This window comes from Stappia sp., from assembly GCF_040110915.1.
Taxonomy (GTDB): domain Bacteria; phylum Pseudomonadota; class Alphaproteobacteria; order Rhizobiales; family Stappiaceae; genus Stappia.
The window spans coordinates 543992-567545 of record NZ_CP157793.1; the positions used below are offsets into that span (position 1 = coordinate 543992).

21 protein-coding genes are annotated in these 23554 nt (G+C 68.3%); 10 read left to right on the forward strand and 11 right to left on the reverse strand.

The window, feature by feature from the left end; translation table 11 throughout:
• Positions 1–3: 3 nt before the first annotated feature.
• Positions 4–1197: an O-succinylhomoserine sulfhydrylase gene (locus ABL312_RS02460; protein ID WP_349359799.1), complete on the forward strand. Its 1194-nt coding sequence runs from the start codon at positions 4–6 to the stop codon at positions 1195–1197.
• Between the two features lie 29 nt (positions 1198–1226).
• Here the strand turns inward: ABL312_RS02460 and ABL312_RS02465 are convergent, their stop codons facing one another.
• Entirely contained in the window at positions 1227–1835 is a 609-nt protein-coding gene (locus ABL312_RS02465; protein WP_349359800.1) for a CDP-alcohol phosphatidyltransferase family protein, read from the reverse strand.
• A gap of 209 nt (positions 1836–2044) precedes the next feature.
• On the opposite strand from ABL312_RS02465, the gene apaG reads away from it, so the two are divergent.
• The 3 genes from apaG (at position 2045) to ABL312_RS02480 (ending at position 7009) form a co-directional block, all read left to right on the forward strand.
• Entirely contained in the window at positions 2045–2437 is a 393-nt protein-coding gene (gene apaG / locus ABL312_RS02470; RefSeq protein WP_349359801.1) for a Co2+/Mg2+ efflux protein ApaG, read from the forward strand.
• A 313-nt stretch (positions 2438–2750) separates the two neighbouring features.
• Entirely contained in the window at positions 2751–4853 is a 2103-nt protein-coding gene (locus tag ABL312_RS02475) for an EAL domain-containing protein (RefSeq protein WP_349359802.1), read from the forward strand.
• 71 nt (positions 4854–4924) lie between these two features.
• Complete coding sequence (locus ABL312_RS02480) at positions 4925–7009, forward strand: EAL domain-containing protein (RefSeq protein WP_349359803.1); 2085 nt, start codon at positions 4925–4927, stop codon at positions 7007–7009.
• Here ABL312_RS02480 and ABL312_RS02485 read toward each other — a convergent pair.
• On the reverse strand, positions 6994–7407 hold the full coding sequence (locus ABL312_RS02485) for a tellurite resistance TerB family protein (RefSeq protein WP_349359804.1): 414 nt from the start codon (positions 7405–7407) through the stop codon (positions 6994–6996). The genes ABL312_RS02480 and ABL312_RS02485 overlap by 16 nt on opposite strands.
• A gap of 269 nt (positions 7408–7676) precedes the next feature.
• Between ABL312_RS02485 and ABL312_RS02490 the strand changes: the two genes are divergently transcribed.
• Together ABL312_RS02490 and ABL312_RS02495 are read left to right on the forward strand one after the other, a co-directional pair.
• Complete coding sequence (locus ABL312_RS02490; RefSeq protein ID WP_349359805.1) at positions 7677–9341, forward strand: lysine--tRNA ligase; 1665 nt, start codon at positions 7677–7679, stop codon at positions 9339–9341.
• Between the two features lie 13 nt (positions 9342–9354).
• The gene (locus ABL312_RS02495; RefSeq protein WP_349359806.1) at positions 9355–10083 is read left to right on the forward strand and encodes an SGNH/GDSL hydrolase family protein; all 729 of its coding nucleotides are present in this window, start codon (positions 9355–9357) and stop codon (positions 10081–10083) included.
• A gap of 89 nt (positions 10084–10172) precedes the next feature.
• Here the strand turns inward: ABL312_RS02495 and ABL312_RS02500 are convergent, their stop codons facing one another.
• On the reverse strand, positions 10173–10592 hold the full coding sequence (locus tag ABL312_RS02500; protein ID WP_349359807.1) for a MarR family transcriptional regulator: 420 nt from the start codon (positions 10590–10592) through the stop codon (positions 10173–10175).
• A gap of 255 nt (positions 10593–10847) precedes the next feature.
• On the opposite strand from ABL312_RS02500, the gene ABL312_RS02505 reads away from it, so the two are divergent.
• A complete protein-coding gene (locus ABL312_RS02505) occupies positions 10848–12203 on the forward strand; it encodes an MATE family efflux transporter (protein WP_349359808.1) in 1356 nt (451 codons plus the stop codon).
• 22 nt (positions 12204–12225) lie between these two features.
• On the opposite strand, the gene choV is transcribed toward ABL312_RS02505, so the two are convergent.
• The 3 genes from choV to ABL312_RS02520 all read right to left on the reverse strand — a co-directional run bounded on the left by choV (position 12226) and on the right by ABL312_RS02520 (position 15170).
• A complete protein-coding gene (gene choV / locus ABL312_RS02510; RefSeq protein ID WP_349359809.1) occupies positions 12226–13254 on the reverse strand; it encodes a choline ABC transporter ATP-binding protein in 1029 nt (342 codons plus the stop codon).
• Entirely contained in the window at positions 13251–14099 is an 849-nt protein-coding gene (gene choW, locus ABL312_RS02515; protein WP_349359810.1) for a choline ABC transporter permease subunit, read from the reverse strand. Before choW ends, choV begins: the two co-directional genes overlap by 4 nt.
• Before the next feature lie 123 nt (positions 14100–14222).
• Positions 14223–15170, reverse strand: coding sequence for a choline ABC transporter substrate-binding protein (locus ABL312_RS02520; RefSeq protein ID WP_349359811.1), 948 nt, complete (start codon positions 15168–15170; stop codon positions 14223–14225).
• A gap of 497 nt (positions 15171–15667) precedes the next feature.
• Here ABL312_RS02520 and betI point away from each other — a divergent pair, with 497 nt between their 5' ends.
• The 3 genes from betI to betB are packed head-to-tail and all read left to right on the forward strand — an operon-like array spanning position 15668 to position 19414.
• The gene (gene betI, locus ABL312_RS02525) at positions 15668–16246 is read left to right on the forward strand and encodes a transcriptional regulator BetI (protein ID WP_349359812.1); all 579 of its coding nucleotides are present in this window, start codon (positions 15668–15670) and stop codon (positions 16244–16246) included.
• A 4-nt stretch (positions 16247–16250) separates the two neighbouring features.
• Positions 16251–17906 (forward strand): choline dehydrogenase, encoded by a 1656-nt coding sequence (gene betA / locus ABL312_RS02530; RefSeq protein ID WP_349359813.1) that lies wholly within the window; start codon positions 16251–16253, stop codon positions 17904–17906.
• 44 nt (positions 17907–17950) lie between these two features.
• A complete protein-coding gene (gene betB / locus ABL312_RS02535; protein ID WP_349359814.1) occupies positions 17951–19414 on the forward strand; it encodes a betaine-aldehyde dehydrogenase in 1464 nt (487 codons plus the stop codon).
• A 32-nt stretch (positions 19415–19446) separates the two neighbouring features.
• On the opposite strand, the gene ABL312_RS02540 is transcribed toward betB, so the two are convergent.
• The 5 genes from ABL312_RS02540 to ABL312_RS02560 all read right to left on the reverse strand — a co-directional run bounded on the left by ABL312_RS02540 (position 19447) and on the right by ABL312_RS02560 (position 23261).
• Entirely contained in the window at positions 19447–20292 is an 846-nt protein-coding gene (locus ABL312_RS02540; RefSeq protein ID WP_349359815.1) for a DUF4344 domain-containing metallopeptidase, read from the reverse strand.
• 133 nt (positions 20293–20425) lie between these two features.
• Positions 20426–20773, reverse strand: coding sequence for an arsenate reductase (glutaredoxin) (gene arsC, locus ABL312_RS02545; protein ID WP_349359816.1), 348 nt, complete (start codon positions 20771–20773; stop codon positions 20426–20428).
• Positions 20770–21885, reverse strand: coding sequence for a quinone-dependent dihydroorotate dehydrogenase (locus ABL312_RS02550; protein ID WP_349359817.1), 1116 nt, complete (start codon positions 21883–21885; stop codon positions 20770–20772). Before ABL312_RS02550 ends, arsC begins: the two co-directional genes overlap by 4 nt.
• The gene (locus ABL312_RS02555) at positions 21879–22226 is read right to left on the reverse strand and encodes a DUF952 domain-containing protein (protein WP_349359818.1); all 348 of its coding nucleotides are present in this window, start codon (positions 22224–22226) and stop codon (positions 21879–21881) included. The genes ABL312_RS02550 and ABL312_RS02555 overlap by 7 nt, the downstream gene beginning before the upstream one ends.
• Before the next feature lie 150 nt (positions 22227–22376).
• On the reverse strand, positions 22377–23261 hold the full coding sequence (locus ABL312_RS02560) for a GNAT family N-acetyltransferase (RefSeq protein ID WP_349359819.1): 885 nt from the start codon (positions 23259–23261) through the stop codon (positions 22377–22379).
• Positions 23262–23554: the final 293 nt, after the last annotated feature.

Here is a 23554-nt window from a genome sequence, read left to right on the forward strand (position 1 = left end):
ACGATGACTTCGACCACTCGCCGCTGGCACCCCGAAACCGCGCTCGTTCATGGCGGCACGACGCGCTCGCCCTTCGGGGAGACCTCCGAGGCGATGTTCCTGACGCAAGGCTTCGTCTACGACAGCGCGGAAGCGGCGGAAGCCCGCTTCAACGGCGACGATCCGGGCTTCGTCTACTCGCGCTATGCCAATCCGACGGTGGCCATGTTCGAGGCCCGCATCGCCGAACTGGAAGGCGCGGAGGCCGCACGCGGCACGGCAAGCGGCATGGCGGCGGTCAATCTGGCGCTGATGGCCTGCTGCAAGGCCGGCGATCACGTCGTCGCGGCCAAGGCGCTGTTCGGCTCCTGCCGCTACATCGTGGAAACGCTGCTGCCGCGCATGGGCGTTGCCTCGACGCTGGTCGACGGCACAGATCTCGACCAGTGGCGCGCCGCGATCCGGCCCGAGACGGTCGCCTGTTTCCTGGAAAGCCCGACCAATCCGACGTTGGAGGTGATCGATATCGCGGCGGTGGCGGAGATGGCGCACAAGGTCGGCGCGCGGCTCATCGTCGATAATGTCTTCGCAACGCCGCTGTGGCAGTCGCCGCTGGACCTGGGCGCGGATGTGGTCGTCTATTCCGCCACCAAGCACATCGACGGGCAGGGCCGCTGTCTGGGCGGTGCCGTGCTTTCGGATGCGGAGTGGATCGCCGACGAGGTGATGCCGCTCATCAAGCACACCGGCCCGGCGATGAGCCCGTTCAACGCCTGGGTCCTGCTGAAGGGGCTGGAGACGCTGCCCTTGCGCGTCACCCGCCAGACGGAAACGGCGGCCGTACTCGCCGACCGCATCGCCGACCATCCGGCGGTCGCGCGGCTGATCTATCCCGGCCGCGCCGACCATCCGCAGGCGGACCTCGCCCGGCGGCAGATGAAGGCCGGTTCGACGATGCTGGCCTTCGAGGTCGCGGGTGGCAAGCAGGCGGCCTTCCGCTTCGCCAATGCGCTTGAGATCGTCAAGCTCTCCAACAATCTCGGCGACGCCAAGAGCCTGGTGACCCATCCGGCGACGACGACGCACCAGAGCCTGAAGGAAGAGGCGCGCGCCGAACTGGGCATCACCGACGGGCTGCTCCGGCTGTCGGTCGGGCTGGAAAACGCCGAGGATCTGGCCACGGACATTCTGGCGGCCCTCGACGCCGCGCGGGACTGATCCCGACCGGGCGCGGTCGGGCGCAGGTGTCATTCGCGCAGCATTCGCGCGACCAGGATCACCCGCGCGCTCGCCGAGACGACGCAGACGGCGGCGAAGCTCCAGGCGATCGCCGCGAAGGCTGTCGGAAACAGGCACATGGCCAGGAAGACGGCGATGGTCTCCGCGCCTTCGGCGAGGCCGCCGAGGTAATAGAGCGACTTCTGGCCCTGAATGTCGGTGGTCATGCCGCGTTTCGCCGCCATGACCGAGAAGCCGAGGAAGCTCGCGCCGTTCATGTAGAAGCTGAGCAGAAGGGCGCTCGCGGCCAGCGCGTTGGTGGACGTATCGGCGAGCGCGAAGGCAAACGGCACCGCGCCGTAGAAGAAGAAGTCGAGCACGATGTCGAGATAGCCGCCGCGGTCGGTCTTGTGGCTGGCGCGCGCGACCGCGCCGTCGAGCCCGTCCGCCAGCCGGTTGACGAGGATCAGAACCACGGCGAGGCCCGGGTGGCCGAGCGCGATGGCGAGCGCGCCGGCGAGCCCGACGCCGAAGCCGGCGAGCGTGATCGCGTCGGCCGTGACCCCGCGCGCGGCAAGCTGCCGCCCGGCGGCGTCGAGGGGCGGATCGATCAGACGGCGCAGGCGCGTATCGAACATGGCGGTCCCGGATCATCAAGCGGCGCAGAGGTTGCGTCTGGATGGACCGGACGGGCCCCGCGCGCAAGTCGCATCCGCTCACGCTCGCGTCATCGCCGCCTCTTCCGGACCCCGTCGACGCGGCGCGCAAGGCTGGAAACCGGCCGCCGTCGCGCTATGCTCGTGAGGCGCCCTCTGGCGCGCGTCACGCGAGACGGGAGAGGAAATGCATGTATCGCGCCCTCACGCACGGTATTCAGGTGACGGTCGAGCCGTTCTATCTGGCGGAGGAATCCGACCCGCAGGCCAACCAGTTCCTCTGGGCCTACACCGTGGAGATCGTCAATCTGGGACAGGAGACCGTGCGCCTGCGCGCGCGTCACTGGCGGATCGTCGATGCGCTGGGCCGCGAGGAAGAGGTGCGTGGCCTCGGTGTCGTCGGCGAACAGCCGGTGCTCGCGCCTGGCGAGCGCTTCGAATACACCTCCGGATGTCCCTTGCGCACGCCGTCCGGCATGATGCGCGGAACCTATGAGATGGAAGACCTCGAAGGTGGCCGCTTCGACATTGCGATCCCCGCCTTCTCGCTCGACATTCCCGGCGAGCAGCGCAGCATCAACTGAGCGGCCTTGATCCTGGTCTGCGTGAAAAAGGCATTCATGTGCGCGCACGCATGGCCCGAGTGCGGCGGCGTCCCGCCGTCTCTGGATTGTACTTCGATCTGTCGAATTGCAATAAATAGTTGTGTTCTGCGGTCTGTGTTCTCCCGCCGACAAGACCATGAAGAGCCGCTGCGGGGCGTGTCGAAATCCTGAAGTGTCCTGAAAAAATATATGATCGAATCGCACTTCTTTTCTGCTATCTTAATACTTCAAATCACAGACTGCCTTGAGGGGCTGGGAGACGGCCGTAGAGGGTCTGAAGGGGCGAACCGTCGTGGCATCGAACCGCAACGCTGTCGATTTGTTGAATGGCTATCCCGCTGACCCTCTCGCTTTCCTGAACGATGCCTTCCGCACGGCCTTCTACACCTCGCCCGTGCGCTCGCTGTTCTACGACAGCGACTACGTGATCCGGGGCATCAACGATGCCTTTCTGGCGCATGAGGGGTTCGACCGCGCCGAGGTGCTCGGGCGCACCATGGCGAGTGTCTTCGGCGAGGCGCTCTTCGAGTATCGAAAGCCCGCGCTTGAGGCGGCGCTGGCCGGCGAGCGGCAATGTTTCGTCGAGTGGGGCATGCGCCGTTCGACGCGCGATCTTCTGATCCGCCTCACGCTGGAGCCGATCCGCAGCGAGGACGGCCTCATTTGCGGCATCCTTCTCCTGATGGAGGACACGACCACCCTTTACGAGCTCGAGACCCGGGTCTCCATGCACGAGGAGGTCGTGCGCCAGTCGAGCGAGGCGATGGCGGTCGTCAGCACCGATTTTCGCATCCTGATGTCGAACCGGGCGAACGCCGAAACCTGGGGCCTGACCGCGCAGGAGATCATCGGGCGGCACGTGCGCGACGTGATCGGCGAGGAGAACTTCCGCAACCGGGCCGAGCCGAACCTGTCCCGCGTGTTCGCCGGCGAGCGGGTCGAATACGACTTCCGCCTCGAGGCCGAGGATGGCAGCGTCGCCTTCTACGAACTGACCTGCGTGCCCTTTCGTGGCGAGGACGGCGTGATCACCGGGGCCGCGATCACCCGCCGCGATGTCACCAAGGCGGCGCTGATGCGCGAGGAGCTGGAGCGCCGCGCCCGCCAGGACACGCTGACCGGCCTCGCCAATCGATATGCGCTGGAAGAAGAATTGCAGGCGCGGATCGCCAAATGCGCGCGCACCGGGTGCGAAACCGATGCATGCCTGTCGGCTTTCATGCTGGTGGATCTCGATGGCTTCAAGGTCGTGAACGATCTCGCCGGCCACAGCGCCGGCGACGCCCTGCTGAAGCAGGTGGCCGGGCTGCTGCGCTCGATGTCGAGCGGCGCCCATATCGCGCGGCTGGGGGGCGACGAATTCGCCATCGTGCTGTCGGGGGCGGCGGCGCGCGCCGGCGAGCTGCTGGCCGACCGCATCATCGCGACGCTTGAGACCACCGGCTTCGACTGGGAAGGCGCGCGCTACGCGATCCGTGCCAGCATCGGCCTCGCCTATCTCGACAAGGACGTGTTCGAGACCGCGATGCCCACAGTCTACGACGTCATCAACTGGGCCGACCGGGCATGCCGTCTCGCCAAGGAAAAGGGCGGGTCGCGGATTTCCGTGTATCATCCGGGCGATACGGAGATCCAGGCGCGGTTCGAGGAAGTCGGCAATCTGCGCATCGTGCAGGACGCGCTGGCGAACGGTCGCTTCGAACTCTATGCGATGCCCATTGCGGCCATCGACGGTGTGAGCGGCAGCTACCACGAGGTTCTGCTGCGCGTGATCGGCCCCGACGGCCGGGCGTTTCCGCCGGGCGCCTTCATCGCCGCGGCGGAGCGCCACCAGATGATGACGAGGGTCGACCGCTGGGTCGTGCGCCATGTTCTGGAGCGCATGGCGGAGGCCGACGACCGGGTCTTCCTCACGGTCAATCTGTCGGGCCAGTCCGTCGGCGACTCCGAGTTTCGCGATTTCCTGCTCGCCGAGCTCGACCGTCATCCGACCCTGCACGGACGGCTCGCCTTCGAGATCACGGAAACCTCGGCGGTGCGCTCCATGGAGACCGCCCAGGATCTGATCGCGGCACTGAAGTCGCGCGACTGCGGCATCATCCTGGACGATTTCGGCTCGGGCCTGTCGTCCTTCGGCTATCTCCGTCACTTCGACGTCGACATGCTGAAGATCGACGGCAACATCATCGGCGACGTGGCCAACGATCCGGTTCAGCAGACCATCGTGGCGGGCATCGTGGCGGTGGCGGCGGCCATGCAGGTGCGCGTGGTCGCGGAGTTCGTGGAGGATGCGCGGACGCTGGAAACCCTGCAGGACCTCGGCGTCAGCCTCGTTCAGGGCTATCACGTGGGCAAGCCCGCGCCCTGGGACATGGTCATCGGTCCGCGCGCATGACGCCTGGGGTGGGGCGACATCGGGCACAGGCGCCGGCCGGTTCTTCCGCATCACCTGCGGTCGGCGACTGGATGCTGCCGTTGCCGCGCGAGACGGTGCAGGCGGCGATCATCGACCTCAACCGCGCCGGCGTCTTCGTCTGCGACCGCGACTACCGTATCGGCGAGGTCGATGCGGCCTTCCTCGAGATGGAGGGGCTGACGCGGGCGCAGGTGATCGGCAAGCACGTGGCGGATATCCTCGGGGACCGTGTGTTCGCGCTGCGAAAGCCGGTGCTGGACGCGGCCTTCGAGGGGCGTCCGGCCCGTCTGCATGCCGCCGGCGCGCGCGACCGGACGCGGGGCAAGACGCTGGAGGTGCTGCTGCAGCCCGTCCACGACGAGGCCGGCGCTGTCGCCTGCGTGATCTCCAGCGTGCGCGACGTGACGCCCTTTCAGAAAATGCGCGAGCGTCTGTCCATGCACGAGGAGATCGTGCGCCAGACGACCGACCGCATTTCCGTCGTCGGCACCGATTTCCGCTACAAGATGACGAATGCCGCCAATGCGGCCTTCTACGGCATGGAACCGGAGGATTTCCCCGGCCTGCACGTGCGCGATCTGATCGGGGCGGAGCGCTTCGACAGCCGCGCCCGGCGCCAGTTCGAGATCTGTTTCGCCGGAACCTCGGTCGAATACGAACACGAGTTGCGGCTGACCGACACGGAGGCGCGGCACATCCGGGTGCGGATGGATCCCTATCGCGACGATCGGGGAAGGGTCACCGGCGCCATCATCGTGCTGCGCGACATCACCGAGGCGGCGCACCTGTCGGCCAAGCTGCGGCGGCAGGCGCGCGAGGACGCGCTGACCGGCCTGTGCAACCGGCACGCGCTGAAAGAGGCGCTGGAAGACGTGCTGGCGCGGGCCGCCGAGAGCGGCGAGAGCGCGGCGCTCGTCACCATCGACCTCGACGAGTTCAAGATCGTCAACGATCTGTGCGGCCACAGCGGCGGGGATGCGCTGCTCCGGCAGATCGCCGACATGCTGCGCAGTCTCGCCGGGGAGGACGTCCATTGCGCCCGTCTCGGCGGCGATGAATTCGCGCTGGTGTGTCGGAACACGTCGCGGGCCGACGCCGTTGACCTCGGCGAGCGCGTGATCGCCAATCTGACCACGATGCGCTTCACCTGGGAGGGCCGCAGCCATGCGGTCAGCGCGAGCGTCGGCATCGCGCCGATCGAGCGCGCCGCCGAGGACGGCCCGCCGCTGACCGTGCACCAGCTGCTCAGCCGCGCGGACCGGGCCTGCCTCTACGCCAAGGAACTGGGCGGCGCCCGCCCGGTCGTCTATCGCCCGGATGCGCGCGAAATGGTCGCCCATCGCACCGATATCGGGAACTTCGAGATCATGACCGCCGCGCTCGCGGACGGTCGCTTCCAGCTCCACACCATGCCGATCCGCTCGGTGCGCGACCGGGAGCCCGCCCATGCCGAGGTGCTTCTGCGCTTCGTGGACGAGGCGGGGCGGGTGCTGGCGCCGGCGACGCTGATCGCCTCGGCCGAACGTCACGGCGTGATGCCGCGCATCGACCGCTGGGTGGTGGCGACGGTTCTGGCGCATCTCGACGAGGTGGACCCCGCGACGGTGCTGACGATCAACCTGTCCGGCCTGTCGATCGGGGACCCGGAGTTCAGGACGTTCCTGCTTGACGCCCTCGACGCGCGGCCCGGTGCTGCCGACCGGCTTGCCTTCGAGATCACGGAGACCGCGGCGGTGCGCTCGATGGCGACGGCACAGGGGCTGATCGACGATCTGCGGGCGCGCGGAAGCGCTATCATTCTCGACGACTTCGGCTCCGGCCTGTCGTCCTTCGCCTATCTCCGCCAGTTCCGCATCGACTGCCTGAAGATCGACGGCGCGCTGATCGGCGAGGTGGCGAGCGACCCCGTCCAGGAAACCATCGTGGCCGGGATCGTCGCGGTCGCCCGCAAGCTCGGCATCGACGTCATCGCGGAATATGTCGAGGACGCCTGCACGCTGGAGACGCTGGCCGACCTCGGCGTGACGATGGCGCAGGGGTACTACATCGGCCGCCCGCAGCCCTGGGTGGGCTACGGTCTCGCGCCCGGCCGGCCGGGCGGGGCGGCGGCGCCTGCGGATCAGAGCGGGCGGTAACGCGCCTGGGCGCTGCGCTCGATGGCGGCCACGGTGAGCTTGTCGAGGTCGAGCGCGTCGCGCAGCATCTGCAGCATCCGGAGCTCTTCCTGGCGCACCCGCACGTCGGCGACGGCGATCTCGACCGCCAGCGCATAGGCGGTGTCGCGATGGCTTTCCGGCACGCTCGCCGCGATCACGTTCAGCGTTTCGCTCATGCCGTTTTCGGCCTGGAGCCGGGTGCCGCAATTCTGCGCGACGAGCACGAGGTCGTCGGTGTCGAAGCCGGAGAAGACCGGCAGCGTCTTCACCACTTCGCCGATGGAATGCAGCTCCTTGTCGGTCATGCTGCTGTCGGAGGCTGAGACCATCACCATCACGTAGATCAGGGCTTCGGGCAGGGAGACGCGGTCGCTCATCGTGATCTCGGACCTTTCCTCGGTCGGGGCATCAATCGTGTCTTCGGTGAGTACCGGCATGGCCCGGTCAAGGCAAGACGCGATATCGTCGCGGCAGGCGGGAGACCGGCCCGCACCTGGTCGCGGCGCCGGCGGCGACATTCGCGCCTTGCGGGTCCGGTACTTTGCGGTTTCGTTTCACGGGACGTTGAATTAGTGTCCGCGCGCCGCCTGCGCGCGCCTCGCGCCGCATCCGGACTGTCCCAAACACCAGGAACCACGTTTCGATCATGACCTCTGCCGCGCTGCCTCCGCTCGACCTGTCCCCGTCCGTCAGAGACGCGGCCATGGCCTCCAAGGCCTGGCCCTTCGAGGAGGCGCGCAAGATCCTCAAGCGGATCGAGGGGCGGCCGAAAGACCGTCCCGTGCTGTTCGAGACCGGCTACGGCCCCTCCGGCCTGCCGCATATCGGCACCTTCGGCGAGGTGGCGCGCACGACCATGGTGCGCACCGCCTTCCGGCTGCTGACCGGCGACGAGATCCCCACGCGTCTCCTGTGTTTCTCCGACGACATGGACGGGATGCGCAAGATCCCCGACACGGTGCCGGACCCGGAGATGCTCCGGCCGCATCTGCACAAGCCGCTGACGGCCGTTCCCAACCCGTTCGGCGGCGTGGGCGACAGCTTCGGCGCGCACAACAACGCCATGCTGCGCCGGTTCCTCGACACCTTCGGCTTCGAGTACGAGTTCGCCAGCGCGACCGACTACTACAAGGCCGGCCGGTTCGACGAGGTGCTGATCCGCGCCGCCGAGAAGTATCAGGACATCATGGACGTGATGCTGCCGACCCTCGGCGAGGAGCGGCAGGCGACCTATTCGCCGTTCCTGCCGATCTCGCCGACGTCGGGGCGCGTGCTCTATGTGCCGATGAAGGATGTGAACGCCCGCGAGGGCACGGTGACCTTCGAGGGCGAGGAGGGCGAGGACATCACGCTGCCGGTCACCGGTGGGCACGTGAAGCTCCAGTGGAAGCCCGACTTCGGCATGCGCTGGGCGGCGCTCGACGTCGATTTCGAGATGTTCGGCAAGGATCACCTCACCAACGCGCCGATCTACGACCGGATCTGCGAGATCCTCGGCGGCCGTCCGCCGGAGCACTTCGTCTACGAACTGTTCCTGGACGAGAACGGCGAGAAGATCTCCAAGTCGAAGGGCAACGGCCTGACCATCGACGAGTGGCTGACCTATGCCTCGCCCGAGAGCTTGGCGCTCTACATGTTCACCAAGCCGAAGACCGCGAAGAAGCTCTATTTCGACGTGATCCCGAAGGCGGTCGACGAGTATCTGACCTTCGCGCAGAAGTATCCGTCGATGCCGGTCGAGCAGCAGCTCGCCAATCCGGCCTGGCACATCCATTCCGGCAATGTGCCGGAGACGGACAATCCGGTGCCCTTCGCGATGCTGTTGAACCTGGTGTCCGCCTCCAATGCGGAGACCAAGGACGTGCTGTGGGCGTTCATCTCGCGCCAGGCGCCGGGCGTGACGCCGGACAACCATCCCGATCTCGACAAGCTGGTCGGCTATGCGATCCGCTACTTCGACGACTTCGTGAAACCGGCCAAGGTCTATCACGTGCCCGACGACATCGAGCGCGCCGCGCTTCAGGCGCTTGATGCCAGGCTCGCGGACCTGCCCGCGGACGCGGACGGGGCCACGATCCAGGACGCGGTGCTCGATGTGGCACGGGCGATCGAGCGCTATCAGGACCCGAAGAAGAAGGGCCCCGATGGCGGCCCCGGTGTGTCGGTGGCCTGGTTTTCCGCGCTCTACAAGCTGCTGCTGGGACAGGAGCGCGGTCCGCGCTTCGGCTCCTTCGTGGCGCTCTACGGCATCGCCGAGACCCGTGCGCTGATCGCCAAGGCGCTCTCCGGCGAATTGGCCACGACGCGCTGACGGGCGCACCGCCATGGCCGGTCTGCCGCCGTTCCTGAGCTGGCTGGCGCTGCCGCTCTACGCGGTGGAGGGGACGCGGGTGCGCGCGCGCACGCCGCGCTTTCCCCCGCCGCCCGGCCCGGTCATGGGAAGGGTCGGCGCCCCGTGGCAGGCAGGCGACGACGAGATCCGGCTGCTGGTGCTCGGCGATTCCTCCGCCGCCGCCGTCGGGCTCGACCGGCAGGAGGACGGGCTCGCGCCGCAACTGGCCGAGGCCCTCGCCGCGCGGTCGGGGCGCTCCGTGGTCTGGCGGGCGGCCGGCTTCAACTCCGCCACGTCGGGGCAATTGCGCGACCATGTCGTGCCCGCTCTGGAGCCCGCGCCCTACACCCATGTTCTTCTGTCGGTCGGCTTCAACGACCTGAAGAATTTTCACTCCGGCCGCCGCTTTCTCAGGGAGTTCGGCGGGCTGATCTATGCGGTGAAGGCACGCTTTCCCGAAAGCCGGATCTTCTGGTCGCAGCTGCTCGATCCGGCCGAGGTGCCGGGTCTGACGCCGCGTCTGGCGGCGATCCTGCGCCTGCGCCGCCGGGCGCTCGATCCGCTGGGTGCCTGTCTGTGCCGCGAACGCGGGGCGATCGCCATCCCGGCCATGCAGGGGCTGCCGCCGGAGGCCTTTTGCAGCGACGGCATTCACCCCTCCAGACAGGGGTTTCGTGGCTGGGCGGAGCATCTCGCCGCGCATATGATGGCAGACACCTGAGGCTGCGCAGGCCTGGCAGGGCGACGCCCGCTTCACCGCGTCGGCAAAGCGGGCGCCCCCGTGTCGGTTGCGCCGGTCAACGGCTCGGGTCACGCCGCGCGGGGCGTCATGGCGAGCCCGCGCGCAACCTCGTCGATCTCGGCTTCCGTGACGGGCAGGGGCGGCAGGGATGCCGCGACGTCGGCGACGACCTGCTCGACCTCCGACAGGAGCACCTCGCCCGCCGGCGTCAGCCGGGCGAGGCTTTGACGCGCGTCGCGCGCGCTCTTTTCGGTCGCCACGAGGCCGACCTTCTCCAGCGGCTTGAGCGCGCGGGTCACCGCGGAGGGCGTCAGCCCCACCGCCTCGGCAAGGGCGACCCGCGTGGCGCGCCCGCCCTCGAAGGCGGAGAGGCTGGCCAGCATCCGGTATTCGCGCAAGCTGACGCCGCGCGCGAGCGACAGGGCGGAATCGAAGCGCTTTTCGATGCGCGCCGCGATGTCCAGAAGATCGAAGACGAGCGGTTTCATGGCTCTGCTCCTTATGAATGGGTGAGGGGTATTTGAGTGTTGCGTGATATATACGTGATTACTCACGCATTGCAAGGGGAGCGATGAGGTCGGGAGCCGAGGGACTGGCGCCTGCGTTGGCATCGCCGTCTTTGACCGCATCGGGTGGGCGCGGTAGCTTCGTCGCCCCGGTCATGGCATGTCCCGGATCGTTTCCCGTTCGCGCCCGTCCGCCCCCTCCACGTGCCTGTTGGCCTTCTCACGGAATACGCGCCCTTGTCCTCCGTCCGCCCGCGTGCCGGCACGCGATCCGAAGCTGTCCGCCCCTTCGAGGTGACCAATCGCACGGTGCTGGCGATCGCCGTGCCGATGACGCTCGCCTATCTGTCGACTCCGCTGCTCGGGCTCGTCGACACGGCGGTCATCGGACAACTGGGCGATGCGGCGCTGATCGGCGGCATCGCGCTCGGCGGCGTGCTGTTCGACCTCGTCTTCACCAGCTTCAACTTCCTGCGCTCCGGCACGACGGGTCTGACCGCGCAGGCCGTCGGCGCCGGGGAGGGGAAGGAGGAACGCGCCGTGCTGTTCCGCGCCGGGCTGCTCGCGCTCGGGCTCGGCCTTGCCGTGGTGCTGCTGCATCTGCCGATCCTCACGGCCGGACTGGCGGTCATGGGCGGCAGCGACGCGGTGAAGGAGGCGACGACCACCTATTTCTCGATCCGCGCGCTGTCGGCGCCGCTTGCCCTGATGAATTACGCCTATCTCGGCTGGTTCATCGGGCGCGGGCAGGCGGTGACCGCGCTCGCCTTGCAGACGGGCCTGAACGGGCTGAACATCGCGCTGTCGGTGTGGTTCGTGCTGGGGCTGGGGTGGGGCGTGGCGGGGGTCGCCGGCGCGACGGTGCTGGCCGAACTCGCGACGGCGCTGACCGGCACGCTGCTCGCCGCCCGTGCGCTGAAGGGCCGGCCGCTGCCCTCGCGGGTTCGCATCTTCAACGCCGCACGCTTCAAGCGCATGCTGGCGCTCAACCGCGACATTCTCGTGCGCTCCTTCGCGCTCGTCTTCGCCTTCGCCTTCTTCACCTCGCGCTCGGCGATCCAGGGCGACACGATCCTGGCGGCCAACGCCATCCTGCAGAAGCTCTTCCTGCTTGCGAGTTACTTTCTCGACGGCCTCGCAACGGCGGCGGAGCAACTTGCGGGGCGCGCCGTCGGCGCTCGATATCGCCCGGCCTTCGACAAGGCGCTTCGGTTGTCGTTGATTTGGGGCTTCGTGCTCGCGGGGCTTGCCGCCGTCCTCTTTCTTCTGGGCGGGCCAGCGCTGATCGCCGCCATGACCACGGCGGAGGACGTGCGCGCCGCGGCGCTGATCTATCTGCCCTGGGCGGCGGCGACGCCGGTGCTCGCGGTGCTCGCCTTCCAGATGGACGGCGTCTTCATCGGCGCCACCTGGTCGCGCGACATGCGCAACATGATGCTGGTGTCGCTGGCGCTCTTCGTCGCTGCCTATGTCGTGCTGTTCCCGGTTCTCGGGAACCACGGCCTGTGGCTCGCCTTCTCGCTGTTTCTCGCCGCGCGCGGGGGCACGCTGCTCGCCATCTCGCGCCGGCGCGCCGCCGAGACCTTCGCCTGAAGGCGCGGTCAGGCGGGGGGCGTCAGCGCAGGCAGTCGAGAATGTCCGCCTCGTCGACGAGGCCGACCGGTGTGCCCTTGTCCTCCACGACGAGCGGACCGCTTGCCGCGCGTCTCAGCGCGATCACCTCGCGCACCGGCGTCCGGGCGGCGCAGCGCGGCGCGTCGGCGCTTGGTGCCACGCCGTTCAGCGGGCGCATGATGTCGCGGGCGCGCAAGACGCCGAGCGGGTTCATGTGGGCGACGAACTCCGCGACATAATCGGTCGCCGGCTTCTGCACGATCTCCTGCGGCGTGCCGAGCTGGATGACGCGCCCGCCCTCCATGATCGCGATCCGCGAGCCGATCTTGGCCGCCTCGTCGAGATCGTGGCTGACGAAGACGATGGTCTTGTTGAGCTTTTCCTGCAGCGCCAGCAATTCGTCCTGGAGATGGTCGCGAATGAGCGGATCGAGCGCGGAGAACGGCTCGTCCATCAGCAGGATCGGCGCATCGGTGGCGAACGCGCGGGCGAGCCCCACGCGCTGCTGCATGCCGCCGGACAGTTCGTGCACGTATTTGTCGCCCCAGTCCGCGAGCCCGACGAGCTCCAGCTGCGCGTCCACCTTGGCCCGGCGCGCCTTGGGGGCCATTCCGGAAAGCTCCAGGCCGAAACCGACGTTCTCGCGCACGCTGCGCCAGGGCAGCAGCGCGAATTGCTGGAACACCATGGCGATGCGCGACCGGCGAAGGCTGCGCAACTCCTCCGCCGTGCAGGAGGAGGGATTGACCGACTGGTCGCCGTGGCGCACCAGAACCTCGCCGCGCGTCACCCGGTTCAGCCCGTTGACGGCGCGCAGCAGCGTCGACTTGCCGGAGCCCGACAGGCCCATCAGCACGATCAGCTCGCCCTCGCGAATGTCGAAGCTCGCCCCGGCGACGCCGAGGATCTGGCCGGTCTTTTCCTGGATCTCCGCCCGGCTCGCGCCGGCGTCGATCATCGGAACGGCGCGCTCGGGATGCTCGCCGAAAACGATGTCGACATCGCTGAAGGTCACCACCGCCTGGGTCATGAGGGTTGCCCTCCGTCCTTGGAGGTCCGGAAGAAGCGGTCGAGCACGATGGCGATCAGCACGATGGCGATCCCCACCTCGAAGCCCTTGGCGATGTTCACCGTGTTGAGCGCGCGCAGCGTCGGCACGCCGAGCCCGTCGGCGCCGACCAGCGCGGCGATCACCACCATCGACAGCGACAGCATGATGGTCTGTGTGAGCCCGGCCATGATCTGCGGCAGGGCGTAGGGCAGTTCCACCTTCCACAGGAGCTGCGACTTCGTCGCGCCGAAGGCTTCGCCAGCCTCCAGAAGCTGTTTCGGCGTGGAGGACACGCCGAGCTGCGTCAGGCGGATTGGCGCGGGAATCGCGAAGACGACCGTGGCGATCAGCCCCGGCACCATGCCGAGCCCGAAGAGGATCAGCGCGGGGATTAGATAGACGAAGGTCGGGATCGTCTGCATGAGATCGAGAACCGGGCGCATCGCCGCATAGAGCCTGGGCCGATGCGCGGCGGCGACACCCAGCGGCACGCCGATGGCCATGCACACGGTCGCGGCGGCGATGACGAGCGAGAGCGTTTCCGTCGTCTCTTCCCAGTAGCCCTGGTTGATGATCAGCAGCAGGCTCGCGGCCACGAAGACGGCGAAGGAAATCCTGCGCTGCACCGCATAGGCGAGGGCGGCGGCTATGGCCACGACGAGCAACGGATGGGGGCCTTGCAGGACCCACAGGATGGCGTCGATCAAGCCTTCCAGCACGGCGGAAATGCCGTCGAAAACCCAATAGGCGTTGTCGGTGAGCCAGTCGACGACGGTCTTGGCCCATTGTCCGATCGGCAGCTTGTGTTCGGTCAGCCAGTCCACGGCAGGCTCCGCCCCTTTTTCGAGTGTCGCTCTTGTTCCCTGGTGCCGCGATTTCTTGCGCCGCGGCTTCGGTTCGCGACGGACGCACGCCGACGGGAGCGCGCGTCCGTCGCTGGCAGGCCGTTACAGGCCGAGGGCGGCACGGGCGGCGGGAAGCGCGTCCTCGCCGTCGAAGGTGGTCACGCCGTCGAGCCAGCCGTCGAGCACGGACGGGTTGTCGCGCAGCCAGGCGCGGGCGGCGCGCACCGGCTCCTCGCCGTCGTTGAGGATCGCGCCCATGATCTCGTTCTCCATCTCCAGCGAAAAGACGAGATTGTCCAGGAAGGCGCCGACGTTCGGGCATTCCTCGCGGTAGCCCGCGCGCACGTTGGTGTAGACCGTGGCGCCGCCGTAGTTGGGGCCGAAGATGTCGTCGCCGCCGGCCAGATACGCCATCTCGATGTTGGCGTTCATCGGATGCGGCTCCCAGCCGAGGAAGACGACGTCTTCCTTGCGCTTGGCGGCGCGCGAGACCTGCGCCAGCATGCCGGACTCGGAGCTTTCGACGATCTCGAAGTCCTTGAGGCCGAAGGTGTCGGCCTCGATCATGTCGATGATCAGCCGGTTGCCGTCGTTGCCCGGCTCGATGCCGTAGATCTTGCCGTCGAGCTCTTCCTGGAAGGCGGCGATGTCGGCGAAGGTCTTGAGGCCCTTGTCGTAGGTGTATTTCGGCACGGCGAGCGTGTATTTCGCGCCCTCCAGATTGGCCCGCACGGTTTCCACCGAGCCGTCCTCCCGGTAGGCGGCGATGTCGGCCTCCATGGTGGGCATCCAGTTGCCGAGGAAGACGTCGATGTCCTTGTTCTTCAGCGAGGCATAGGTCACCGGCACGGAGAGGATCTTCACCTCGCTCTCGTAGCCGAGCGAATCCAGGACCACGGAGGCCGCCGCCGTCGTCGCGGTGATGTCCGTCCAGCCGACGTCGGAGAAGCGCACGGCCTTGCAGGAATCGGCCTCGGCCGCGAGCGCGGGACCGGCGGTCAGGCCGAGCGCGAGGGCTGCAACGCCGAGGCGCAGGGAAATCGGGGTCATCTGAAGGTGTCCTCCTGGTTGGCGCCGACGCGGACCCGCGCCGGCATGTCTTCGTTGCGTTCTTGCCGCCGGGCCGCTGCCCGGGGAAACTGTCCCGACGGGGGGCCGCCCGTCGATGCGGGACACGTGCCGCAGGTCGGCGACGGTACACGCTCTCCGGCGCCCCGTCCTGGCGTTCCGTCCCGGCGTCCCGTCTCCACGCGCCGGTCCGGCGTTCCGTCTCGAGGCGCCTGCCGACGTGCTTCCGGCGCGCCGCCGTCCGGCGCGAAGCTGCGCGCCGACGCGGTCAGTGAAGGCGTCCGGGTGGTGCGCTCGCCACCGATGTCTTCGGCGGCGGTGGTGCGGACGGGGCGGCCCGCGACGCTTATCAAAGCATTTTTGATCGCCGCGTGCAAACCTTGGCCATAATCCTGTTTTTTGGTTGATTGAACAGCCAATCAAAATTAATCCTTGGCTCCCGCGGGCGGATGCCGCCCGCCTGTCGAACGGACCCGGTGATGCCGCGTATCGGAATGGAAGCCACCCGGCGCAAGGCGCTCATCGACGCGACCGTGGAGACGATCCATGCGCGCGGTTTCGGCGATGCGACCATCGCGGAAATTGCCCGGCGGGCCGGCGTCTCCGGCGGGCTGGCGCATCACTATTTCGGCTCCAAGGCCGGATTGCTGAACGCCACGATGCGCGCGCTGCTGAGCGATCTGTCGCGCGAGACGCAGGCGCGCATGGCGGAAGCGGACAGCGCCCGCGCCCGGATCTCGGCGATGATCGCGGCGAGCTTCGCGCCGGATCAGTTCCAGCCGGCGCTGATCTCGGCCTGGCTCGCCTTCTATCTGCAGGCGCGCACGGACCCGCAGACCCGGCGGCTGCTCAGGATCTATCATCGCCGGCTGGTGTCGAACCTGGCGCATGCGTTTCGCGAGCTTCTGCCGGCGGAGCGGGCGCGCGCGGCGGCGGAAGGCACCGCCGCCCTGATCGACGGGCTGTGGCTGCAGCGCGTCTTCGCCGACGGCCCGCCGCGCCCGCGCACCGCCGTGCGCCGGGTCGAGGACTACGTGGAACGCCAACTCACGGACTGAATGCATGGTCGAGGCTACCCACATCGTGATCGGCGCGGGCTCCGCCGGCGCCGCGCTCGCCTACCGCCTGTCGGAGGATCCGGGCAACCGCGTGCTCGTGCTGGAGGCGGGCGGCAGCGACGCCGGTCCCTTCATCCAGATGCCGGCGGCGCTCTCCTACCCGATGAACATGGCCCGCTACGACTGGGGCTATGTGAGCGATCCCGAGCCCCATCTTGGCGGGCGTCGGCTCGTCACGCCGCGCGGCAAGGTGATCGGTGGCTCCTCGTCGATCAACGGCATGGTCTATGTGCGCGGCCACGCCCGCGACTTCGACACCTGGGCCGAGATGGGCGCGCGGGGCTGGGCCTATGCCGATGTCGCGCCCTATTTTTCGCGCATGGAAACCAGCCATGGCGGAGAGGCGGGCGTGCGCGGCACCGACGGTCCGCTGCATGTGACGCGCGGCACCAAGTGGAGCCCGCTCTACGACGCCTTCATCGAGGCCGGCCGCCAGGCGGGCTACGAGACGACGCCGGACTACAACGGGCTGAAGCAGGAAGGCTTCGCCGACATGGAGATGACCGTGTGGAAGGGGCGGCGCTGGTCGAGCGCCAACGCCTATCTGAAGCCGGCGCTCAAGCGCGACAACGTCCGCCTGCTGACCGGCGTCACGGCGCGGCGCATTCTCTTCGACGGCACGCGGGCCACCGGCGTGGAGTACGCGCGTGGCGGGCGGATCGAGACCGCGCAGGCCTCGGCGGAGGTGATCGTGGCGGCCTCGGCGATCAACTCGCCGCGCCTCCTGATGCTGTCGGGGATCGGCGACGCGGCCGCGCTCTCCGACCTCGGGATCGATGTCGTGGCGCATCGCCGGGGCGTCGGACAGAACCTTCAGGACCATCTGGAGCTCTACATCCAGCAGGCCTGCACCCAGCCGATCACGCTCTACAGGCACTGGAACCCGATCTCCAAGGCGCTGATCGGGGCGCAATGGCTGTTCACCGGAACGGGGCTCGGCGCCTCGAACCACTTCGAGGCCTGCGCCTTCATCCGCTCGCGCGCCGGCGTGGAATATCCGGACCTGCAATATCACTTCCTGCCTTTCGCGGTGCGCTACGACGGGCAGGCGGCGGCGGAAGGCCACGGCTTTCAGGCGCATGTCGGGCCGATGCGCTCGAAGTCGCGCGGGCGCGTGGCGCTGACCTCGCCCGACCCCGAGGCCGATCCCTCGATCCTGTTCAACTACATGTCGCACCCGGACGACTGGGAGGATTTCCGCACCGCGATCCGCCTGACCCGCGAGATCTTCGGCCAGGAGGCCTTCGCCCCCTATCGCGGCAAGGAGATCCAGCCGGGCAGCGAGGTGCAGAACGACGCGGACCTCGACGCCTTCATCCGCGACCACGTGGAAAGCGCCTATCATCCCTGCGGCACCTGCCGCATGGGCGCGACCGACGATCCGCTGGCCGTGGTCGACCCTGAGGCGCGGGTGATCGGCGTGGAGGGGCTGCGCGTCGCCGACAGCTCGATCTTCCCGCGCATCACCAACGGCAACCTCAACGGCCCCTCGATCATGGTCGGCGAGAAGGTCGCCGATCACGTGCTCGGCCGCACGCCGCTGCCGCGCAGCAACCGCGACCCCTGGATTCATCCGGCGTGGGAAACCGCGCAGCGCTGACGCTTCCGCCGCTTCGACCCGATATCGCACAGGAGGATTACCCCATGCGTGCCCAGCCCTCCGCCTCGCACTACATCGACGGTGTGCCGCACGAGACGCCCGACGGCGCGATCCTCGAAAGCCGCTATCCTGCGACCAACGAGGTGATCGCGCGTCTGCATGCCGCCGGCCCCGAGACGGTCAACGCGGCGGTCGCCGCCGCGCGCGCCGGGCAGAAGATCTGGGCCGCGACGCCGCTGGCGGAGCGCGGGCGCGTGCTGCGCCGCGCGGCGGAACTGATGCGGGCGCGCAATCGCGAATTGTCGGAACTCGAGACGCTCGACACCGGCAAGCCCCTGCAGGAAACGCTGGTCGCCGACGCGGCGTCGGGCGCGGACTGCCTGGAGTACTTCGGCAGCCTCGCGCCGACGCTGACCGGCGAGCACATCGATCTGGGCGGCGCCTTCGCCTACACGCGGCGCGAACCGCTCGGCGTGGTCGGCGCGATCGGCGCGTGGAATTATCCGATCCAGATTGCCTGCTGGAAGGTTGCCCCCGCGCTGGCCTGCGGCAATGCGATGGTGTTCAAGCCCTCCGAACTGACCCCGCTCAGCGCGCTGAAGCTCGCCGAGATCCTGACCGAGGCGGGCCTGCCGGCCGGCGTCTTCAACGTGGTGCAGGGCCATGGCGACACGGGTGCGCATCTGGTCGCCCACCCCGACGTGGCCAAGGTGTCGCTCACCGGGTCCGTGCCGACCGGCATCAAGGTCGCGCAGACGGCGGCCGACACGCTCAAGCATGTCACGCTGGAACTGGGCGGCAAGTCGCCGCTGATCGTCTTCGACGACGCCGATCTCGACAACGCCGTCTCCGCCGCGATCAACGCCAATTTCTATTCCAGCGGCCAGATCTGCTCCAACGGCACCCGCGTCTTCGTGCAGCGGGACCTGAAGGAGGCCTTTCTCGCCCGCCTCGCCGAGCGCACGGCCAGGGCGCGCCTCGGCGACCCGCTGGACGACACCGTCGACACCGGCCCGCTCGTCAGCCGGGGTCAGCTCGACAAGGTGATGGGCTACATCGAAAAGGGACGCGCGGAAGGCGCGCGGCTCGTGTGCGGTGGCACGCGCGCGCAAGTCCCCGGTCTGCCGGACGGGCTCTTCGTCGCGCCGACCGTCTTCGCCGATGTCGCCGATCACATGGCCATCGCGCGCGAGGAGATCTTCGGCCCCGTGATGTGCGTGCTCGATTTCGACACCGAAGAGGAAGCGGTGGCGCGGGCCAATGCGACGGACTTCGGTCTGGCCGCTGGCGTCTTCACCCGCGACCTCGCCCGCGCCCACCGCGTGATCGCGGCGCTGCACGCCGGAACCTGCTGGATCAACACCTACAATCTGACGCCCGTCGAGATGCCCTTCGGCGGCGTCAAGAAGTCCGGCATCGGGCGCGAGAACGGGCACGCCGCCATCGAGCACTACAGCCAGGTGAAATCGGTCTACGTGGAACTCGGCGACGTCGAAAGCGCCTATTGAGGCGTGGCCTTTGCGCCGGGGCGGGGGCGGCCTCAGTCGTCCTCCGCAAGCACCTCGAGAAAGAGCTCGGCGAAGGCGCCGAGCAGCTCGTAGCACAGGATGACCTCGCGCGCGTCCGGGTCCCAGAAGGCATTGGCCTCCTGGCAGGCGGTCGAGCGGAAGAGAACGGGCGCCGGCAACCGGTAGAGATCGTCCATCTCCTGCGCGACGACTTCCATCAATTCGGTCTCCTTCAGCAGCTCCGCGAAGGGCGCAAGATCCTCGGGCGCGGGGTCGTGCCGCACCTCGATCCAGCGCAGACCGCCCCCGTTCTCGGGCTTGCGATGCGCCTCGGTCACCCCGTCCCAGGCGGCCACCGCCTGATCGTAGTCGGCGGGGCAGGTTTCCACGCGGTCGCCGGGGAGTTCGAGATCGGCGGCCAATTCGCCGAAGGCGTCCGGATCGCTGCCGACCATCAGGCACAGCATGCGGTAGCCGCGTTGCAGGTCGAGATCGTGCTCGCCGTGAAAGACGAGATCGTCGTAAGCGTCGGACGCGGAGAGGAACCAGCCGAGCATCGCCTGCGACAGCAGGTGGTCCATGTCCGCGTCGCCCGACTGCAACATGGAGATGGTGGCCAGATTGTCGACCGCATCCTCTTCCTGACCGAGCACGGGAAGGTCGAGTTGCGACACCAGCATGTGGCCGGCTTCGTGATAGAGCGTGAAGAGCGCATTGCCTTCGACAAAATCGAGCAGGTCGTCGTAATCGGCGTCGGACAGGGCCTCGAGACGCTCGATGAGCGGCGGCTCCGCCGCGAGGGCCATCTGCAATGCGCCGAGGACAAGGGCGCCACCCACCATGAGAGCGCTCAGCGCCTGGCAAAATCCGGTCGTCATTCTTGCGAAGCGTCGGGGCATGTCGTCTGCGTCTCCCTGCGCGACCCGGTCCGGTCCATGCCGTGTCACTGCGCGCGATCATGCCGCCGTTGCACGCGCAAGGCAACGCGCCCGCCGTCCGGTTTCCCGCAGCTCAGAGGATCGCCAGCACCGCCTCGGGCGGCCGGCCGAGCGCGGCCTTGCCTTGGGCGAAGACGACCGGACGTTCGATCAGGACGGGATGCGCGGCCATCGCTGCGACGAGGGCGTCCGGGTCGGTCTCGCTCGTCAGGCCGAGGTCGCGATAGACGGCTTCCTTCGTGCGCATCAGCTTGCGCGGATCCTCGAAGCCGAGCGCGGCGAGGGCCGCGCGGATCTCCTCCGCGTCCGGCGCATCGTCGAGATAGTGGCGCACGGTCGGAGAAATCCCGCGCTCTTCCAGCAGCGCAAGCGTCTGCCGCGATTTCGAGCAGCGCGGATTGTGCCAGAGGGTGACGGTCATGCGGGTGCTCCGTCCGCATCCGGGTCGAGCCGGGCCCAGGCGTCGGTGTTCTGGCCCACCGCCTGCTCGAGCGACGACAGGCCGTGCCGGTCGAGACAGGCGGAGAGATGGGTCAGGATGCGCCCGACCAGACCGGGGCCTTCGTAGACGAGGCCGGTGTAGAGCTGGATCAACGTCGCGCCGGCGGTGATCTTCGTCCAGGCGGTTTCGCCGCTGTCGATCCCGCCGACGCCGACCAGCGGCAGGTCGGGACCGACGCGCTGGCGCATGCGCGCCAGCGTGATCGTCGCGCGGCGGAACAGCGGGCGTCCGGACAGCCCGCCCGCCTCGCCGGCACCGGCCGTGTCGGTGAGCCCGGCGCGCGACAGCGTCGTGTTGGAGACGATCAGTCCGTCCACCCGGGCGGCCAGCACCTCGGCGGCGATGTCGTCGAGGCCGGCTTCGTCCACGTCCGGAGCGATCTTGAGAAGGACCGGCACGGTCCGGCCATGGGTCCGGGCCGCCGCATCGCGCGCCTCGAGCACGCGCGCCAGCAGCTCTTTCAGCGCGTCGCGCGCCTGAAGGTCGCGCAGGCCCGGCGTGTTCGGCGAGGAGATGTTGACCGTGAAATAGCTCGCCAGATCGGCGAAGGTCTCGATTCCGGCGACATAGTCCGCCACCCGGTCCTGCGCGTCCTTGTTGGCACCGACATTGACGCCGACGACGCCCGTGCGGTGCCGGCGGGCGAGGAGACGCGTGCGCAGTGCTGCGTGACCCTCGTTGTTGAAGCCGAGCCGGTTGATGACGCCGTGGTCCGGGACCAGACGAAAAACGCGCGGCTTCGGGTTGCCGTCCTGCGGGCGTGGCGTCACCGTACCGACTTCCGTGAAGCCGAACCCGAGCTTCAGGAGCGCGTCGGGGACCTCGCCGTTCTTGTCGAAGCCCGCCGCCATGCCGAGCGGATTGGGGAAGGTGAGGTCGCCGAGGGAGACGGACAGACGCGGGTCGGCCGGGACCGGACAGGCCGGGGTGAGGCCGCTGGCAAGCGCCTTGATGGTCATCCCGTGCGCGGTTTCCGCGTCGAGGGAAAAGAGCGCGCGCCGCGCGGCGGCATCGACGAGACCCTTCAGCATCCCGCTTCCTCCGGGAAGACATGCGCGCCGTCCGGCCCGAGCGGCAGGTCCTTGACCCAGACCACCGCGTCCATGGAGAGCTCCGCGTAGAGATGGGGAAACAGCGCTCCGCCGCGCGAGGGCTCCCATCTGAGCGCGTCGCCGAGACGGTCGGCCTCCACCGCGACAAGAACCAGATCGCCCTGGCCCTTGAAATGCTTGGCGGCCGTCTCGCGCGCCTGGTCGGCGGTGGAGAAATGGATGTAGCCGTCCGCCAGATCGACCGGCGCGCCGGTGAAACGGCCGACCTGCTCGGCCGCGCGCCAGTCGGCTGCGGGAGAAATCTTGTAGATCAGGGGCATGGAACGAACCTCGGCGGCTGGGAGACGCAACGGCTCACTGGGGATACTGAAGCGGCGGCCGGCGCACAAGACCCGGGCCGGCGATTGCGGCAAATCTCGGCCGGGTGCACCTGGCGCCGGGCGTCACGCACGCCCAACCGCTCCCGGGCGTCACGCGCGCCCGAGCGCTCCGGCAAGCCGGAGCAGGGCCCTGCCAAGGCGCGTGCGCGGCACGATCACCTCGAAACAGGGGTCCGAGTCGGTTGCAAGGCTGTGCTTGTAGTCGGAGGCGGGAGGCAGCATGTCATAGCTGTCGAACCGCAACGCGCGGGAGCGTTCCAGGATCGCCGCCGTCAGGAGGTGTCCGGGGGCGAAGCGGCGATGGGCGTTGTCGAAGCTTGAGATCACCGACAAAAGCCGCGTGTTGTCCTGAAGGCAGGCCTGATAAGCGACCGGAGTTCCGTTGACGGTCAGGGCGAACAGGCGATAGCCGGCCGGATCGCCCTGCGCGAAAGTGGTGCGAAAAAACGTCTGGAAGACGGGATCGCGAAAGCCGACAGCGATCTTCAGCCGCCGGTTCAGCCAGTCGCGCTTCCAGTGAAGCATGCGCTTGCAGGCCGCCGAACGCTGTGCCGGGTCGATCAGCTCCTCGCAGCGGACAGGCCCCAGCGCCTCGAGGGCGCGGGTGCGTCGCCGCAAGCTCTTGCGTGCGTTCCTGCCAAGCCGCGACGGCGCCCAGCCGCCGGAAACGTCCACGCGGCTCGACCGATGGGGCACGATGCGGCTTCCGGCCGGCAGGTCCGGCGCTCCCGCCCCGTACAGCGCGTCGGGGGGCAGGTAGCGCAGGCGCAGAAGGTCGGCGTCAAGGGCGAGCGCTTCGCCGAGCAACGCCGCAAAGCGGGTTGCGGCTTGTGCGGGCGCGACGGTTCCCAGCGGATAGGGGTGCATCGGGTCGACGGCGAAAAGCGTGATGCGGGCCGCCAGCAGGTCTTGCGTCCGAAAATCGCCCCGCGCGCCGCCGATGGAAGCCGCAATCTCCGGGCATGTTGTTTTCATTCCTGGTTTTTCCGGACCGTCTGGCTGCGCGACAGGTCGTTCGCGGCGCGCCCTTGTTTCGGACTGGTATCAGTATCCCGCGCGGTGAAGCAAACGCCATCGAAACGTCCGCCCGACCGCAAAGGGCGCGCAACCCGCGCACGTCGCGGCGCCGAACGGAGACCGGACCGGAGAGACCGGGCCCGGGAGATCGGCTTTGGAGAAAGTGGCCCTCCCGGACTGGCGTTTTTTACGAATTAGGAATATATACCGAAGCGGGGATAACCGTCCCGCCGCATGTGCGATTCCCCGGC

Coding starts and splice junctions, on each gene's coding strand:
- ABL312_RS02485 (WP_349359804.1), bottom strand. CDS start 7,407: ATGAGCGACCGCGTCTCCCTGCCCGAAGCCCTGATCTACGTGATGGTG.
- ABL312_RS02540 (WP_349359815.1), bottom strand. CDS start 20,292: ATGACGACCGGATTTTGCCAGGCGCTGAGCGCTCTCATGGTGGGTGGC.
- ABL312_RS02555 (WP_349359818.1), bottom strand. CDS start 22,226: ATGCCCCTGATCTACAAGATTTCTCCCGCAGCCGACTGGCGCGCGGCC.
- apaG (WP_349359801.1), top strand. CDS start 2,045: ATGTATCGCGCCCTCACGCACGGTATTCAGGTGACGGTCGAGCCGTTC.
- ABL312_RS02495 (WP_349359806.1), top strand. CDS start 9,355: ATGGCCGGTCTGCCGCCGTTCCTGAGCTGGCTGGCGCTGCCGCTCTAC.
- arsC (WP_349359816.1), bottom strand. CDS start 20,773: ATGACCGTCACCCTCTGGCACAATCCGCGCTGCTCGAAATCGCGGCAG.
- ABL312_RS02560 (WP_349359819.1), bottom strand. CDS start 23,261: ATGAAAACAACATGCCCGGAGATTGCGGCTTCCATCGGCGGCGCGCGG.
- betB (WP_349359814.1), top strand. CDS start 17,951: ATGCGTGCCCAGCCCTCCGCCTCGCACTACATCGACGGTGTGCCGCAC.
- ABL312_RS02490 (WP_349359805.1), top strand. CDS start 7,677: ATGACCTCTGCCGCGCTGCCTCCGCTCGACCTGTCCCCGTCCGTCAGA.
- ABL312_RS02480 (WP_349359803.1), top strand. CDS start 4,925: ATGCTGCCGTTGCCGCGCGAGACGGTGCAGGCGGCGATCATCGACCTC.
- betI (WP_349359812.1), top strand. CDS start 15,668: ATGCCGCGTATCGGAATGGAAGCCACCCGGCGCAAGGCGCTCATCGAC.
- choV (WP_349359809.1), bottom strand. CDS start 13,254: ATGACCCAGGCGGTGGTGACCTTCAGCGATGTCGACATCGTTTTCGGC.
- ABL312_RS02550 (WP_349359817.1), bottom strand. CDS start 21,885: ATGCTGAAGGGTCTCGTCGATGCCGCCGCGCGGCGCGCGCTCTTTTCC.
- betA (WP_349359813.1), top strand. CDS start 16,251: ATGGTCGAGGCTACCCACATCGTGATCGGCGCGGGCTCCGCCGGCGCC.
- ABL312_RS02500 (WP_349359807.1), bottom strand. CDS start 10,592: ATGAAACCGCTCGTCTTCGATCTTCTGGACATCGCGGCGCGCATCGAA.
- ABL312_RS02465 (WP_349359800.1), bottom strand. CDS start 1,835: ATGTTCGATACGCGCCTGCGCCGTCTGATCGATCCGCCCCTCGACGCC.
- ABL312_RS02520 (WP_349359811.1), bottom strand. CDS start 15,170: ATGACCCCGATTTCCCTGCGCCTCGGCGTTGCAGCCCTCGCGCTCGGC.
- ABL312_RS02460 (WP_349359799.1), top strand. CDS start 4: ATGACTTCGACCACTCGCCGCTGGCACCCCGAAACCGCGCTCGTTCAT.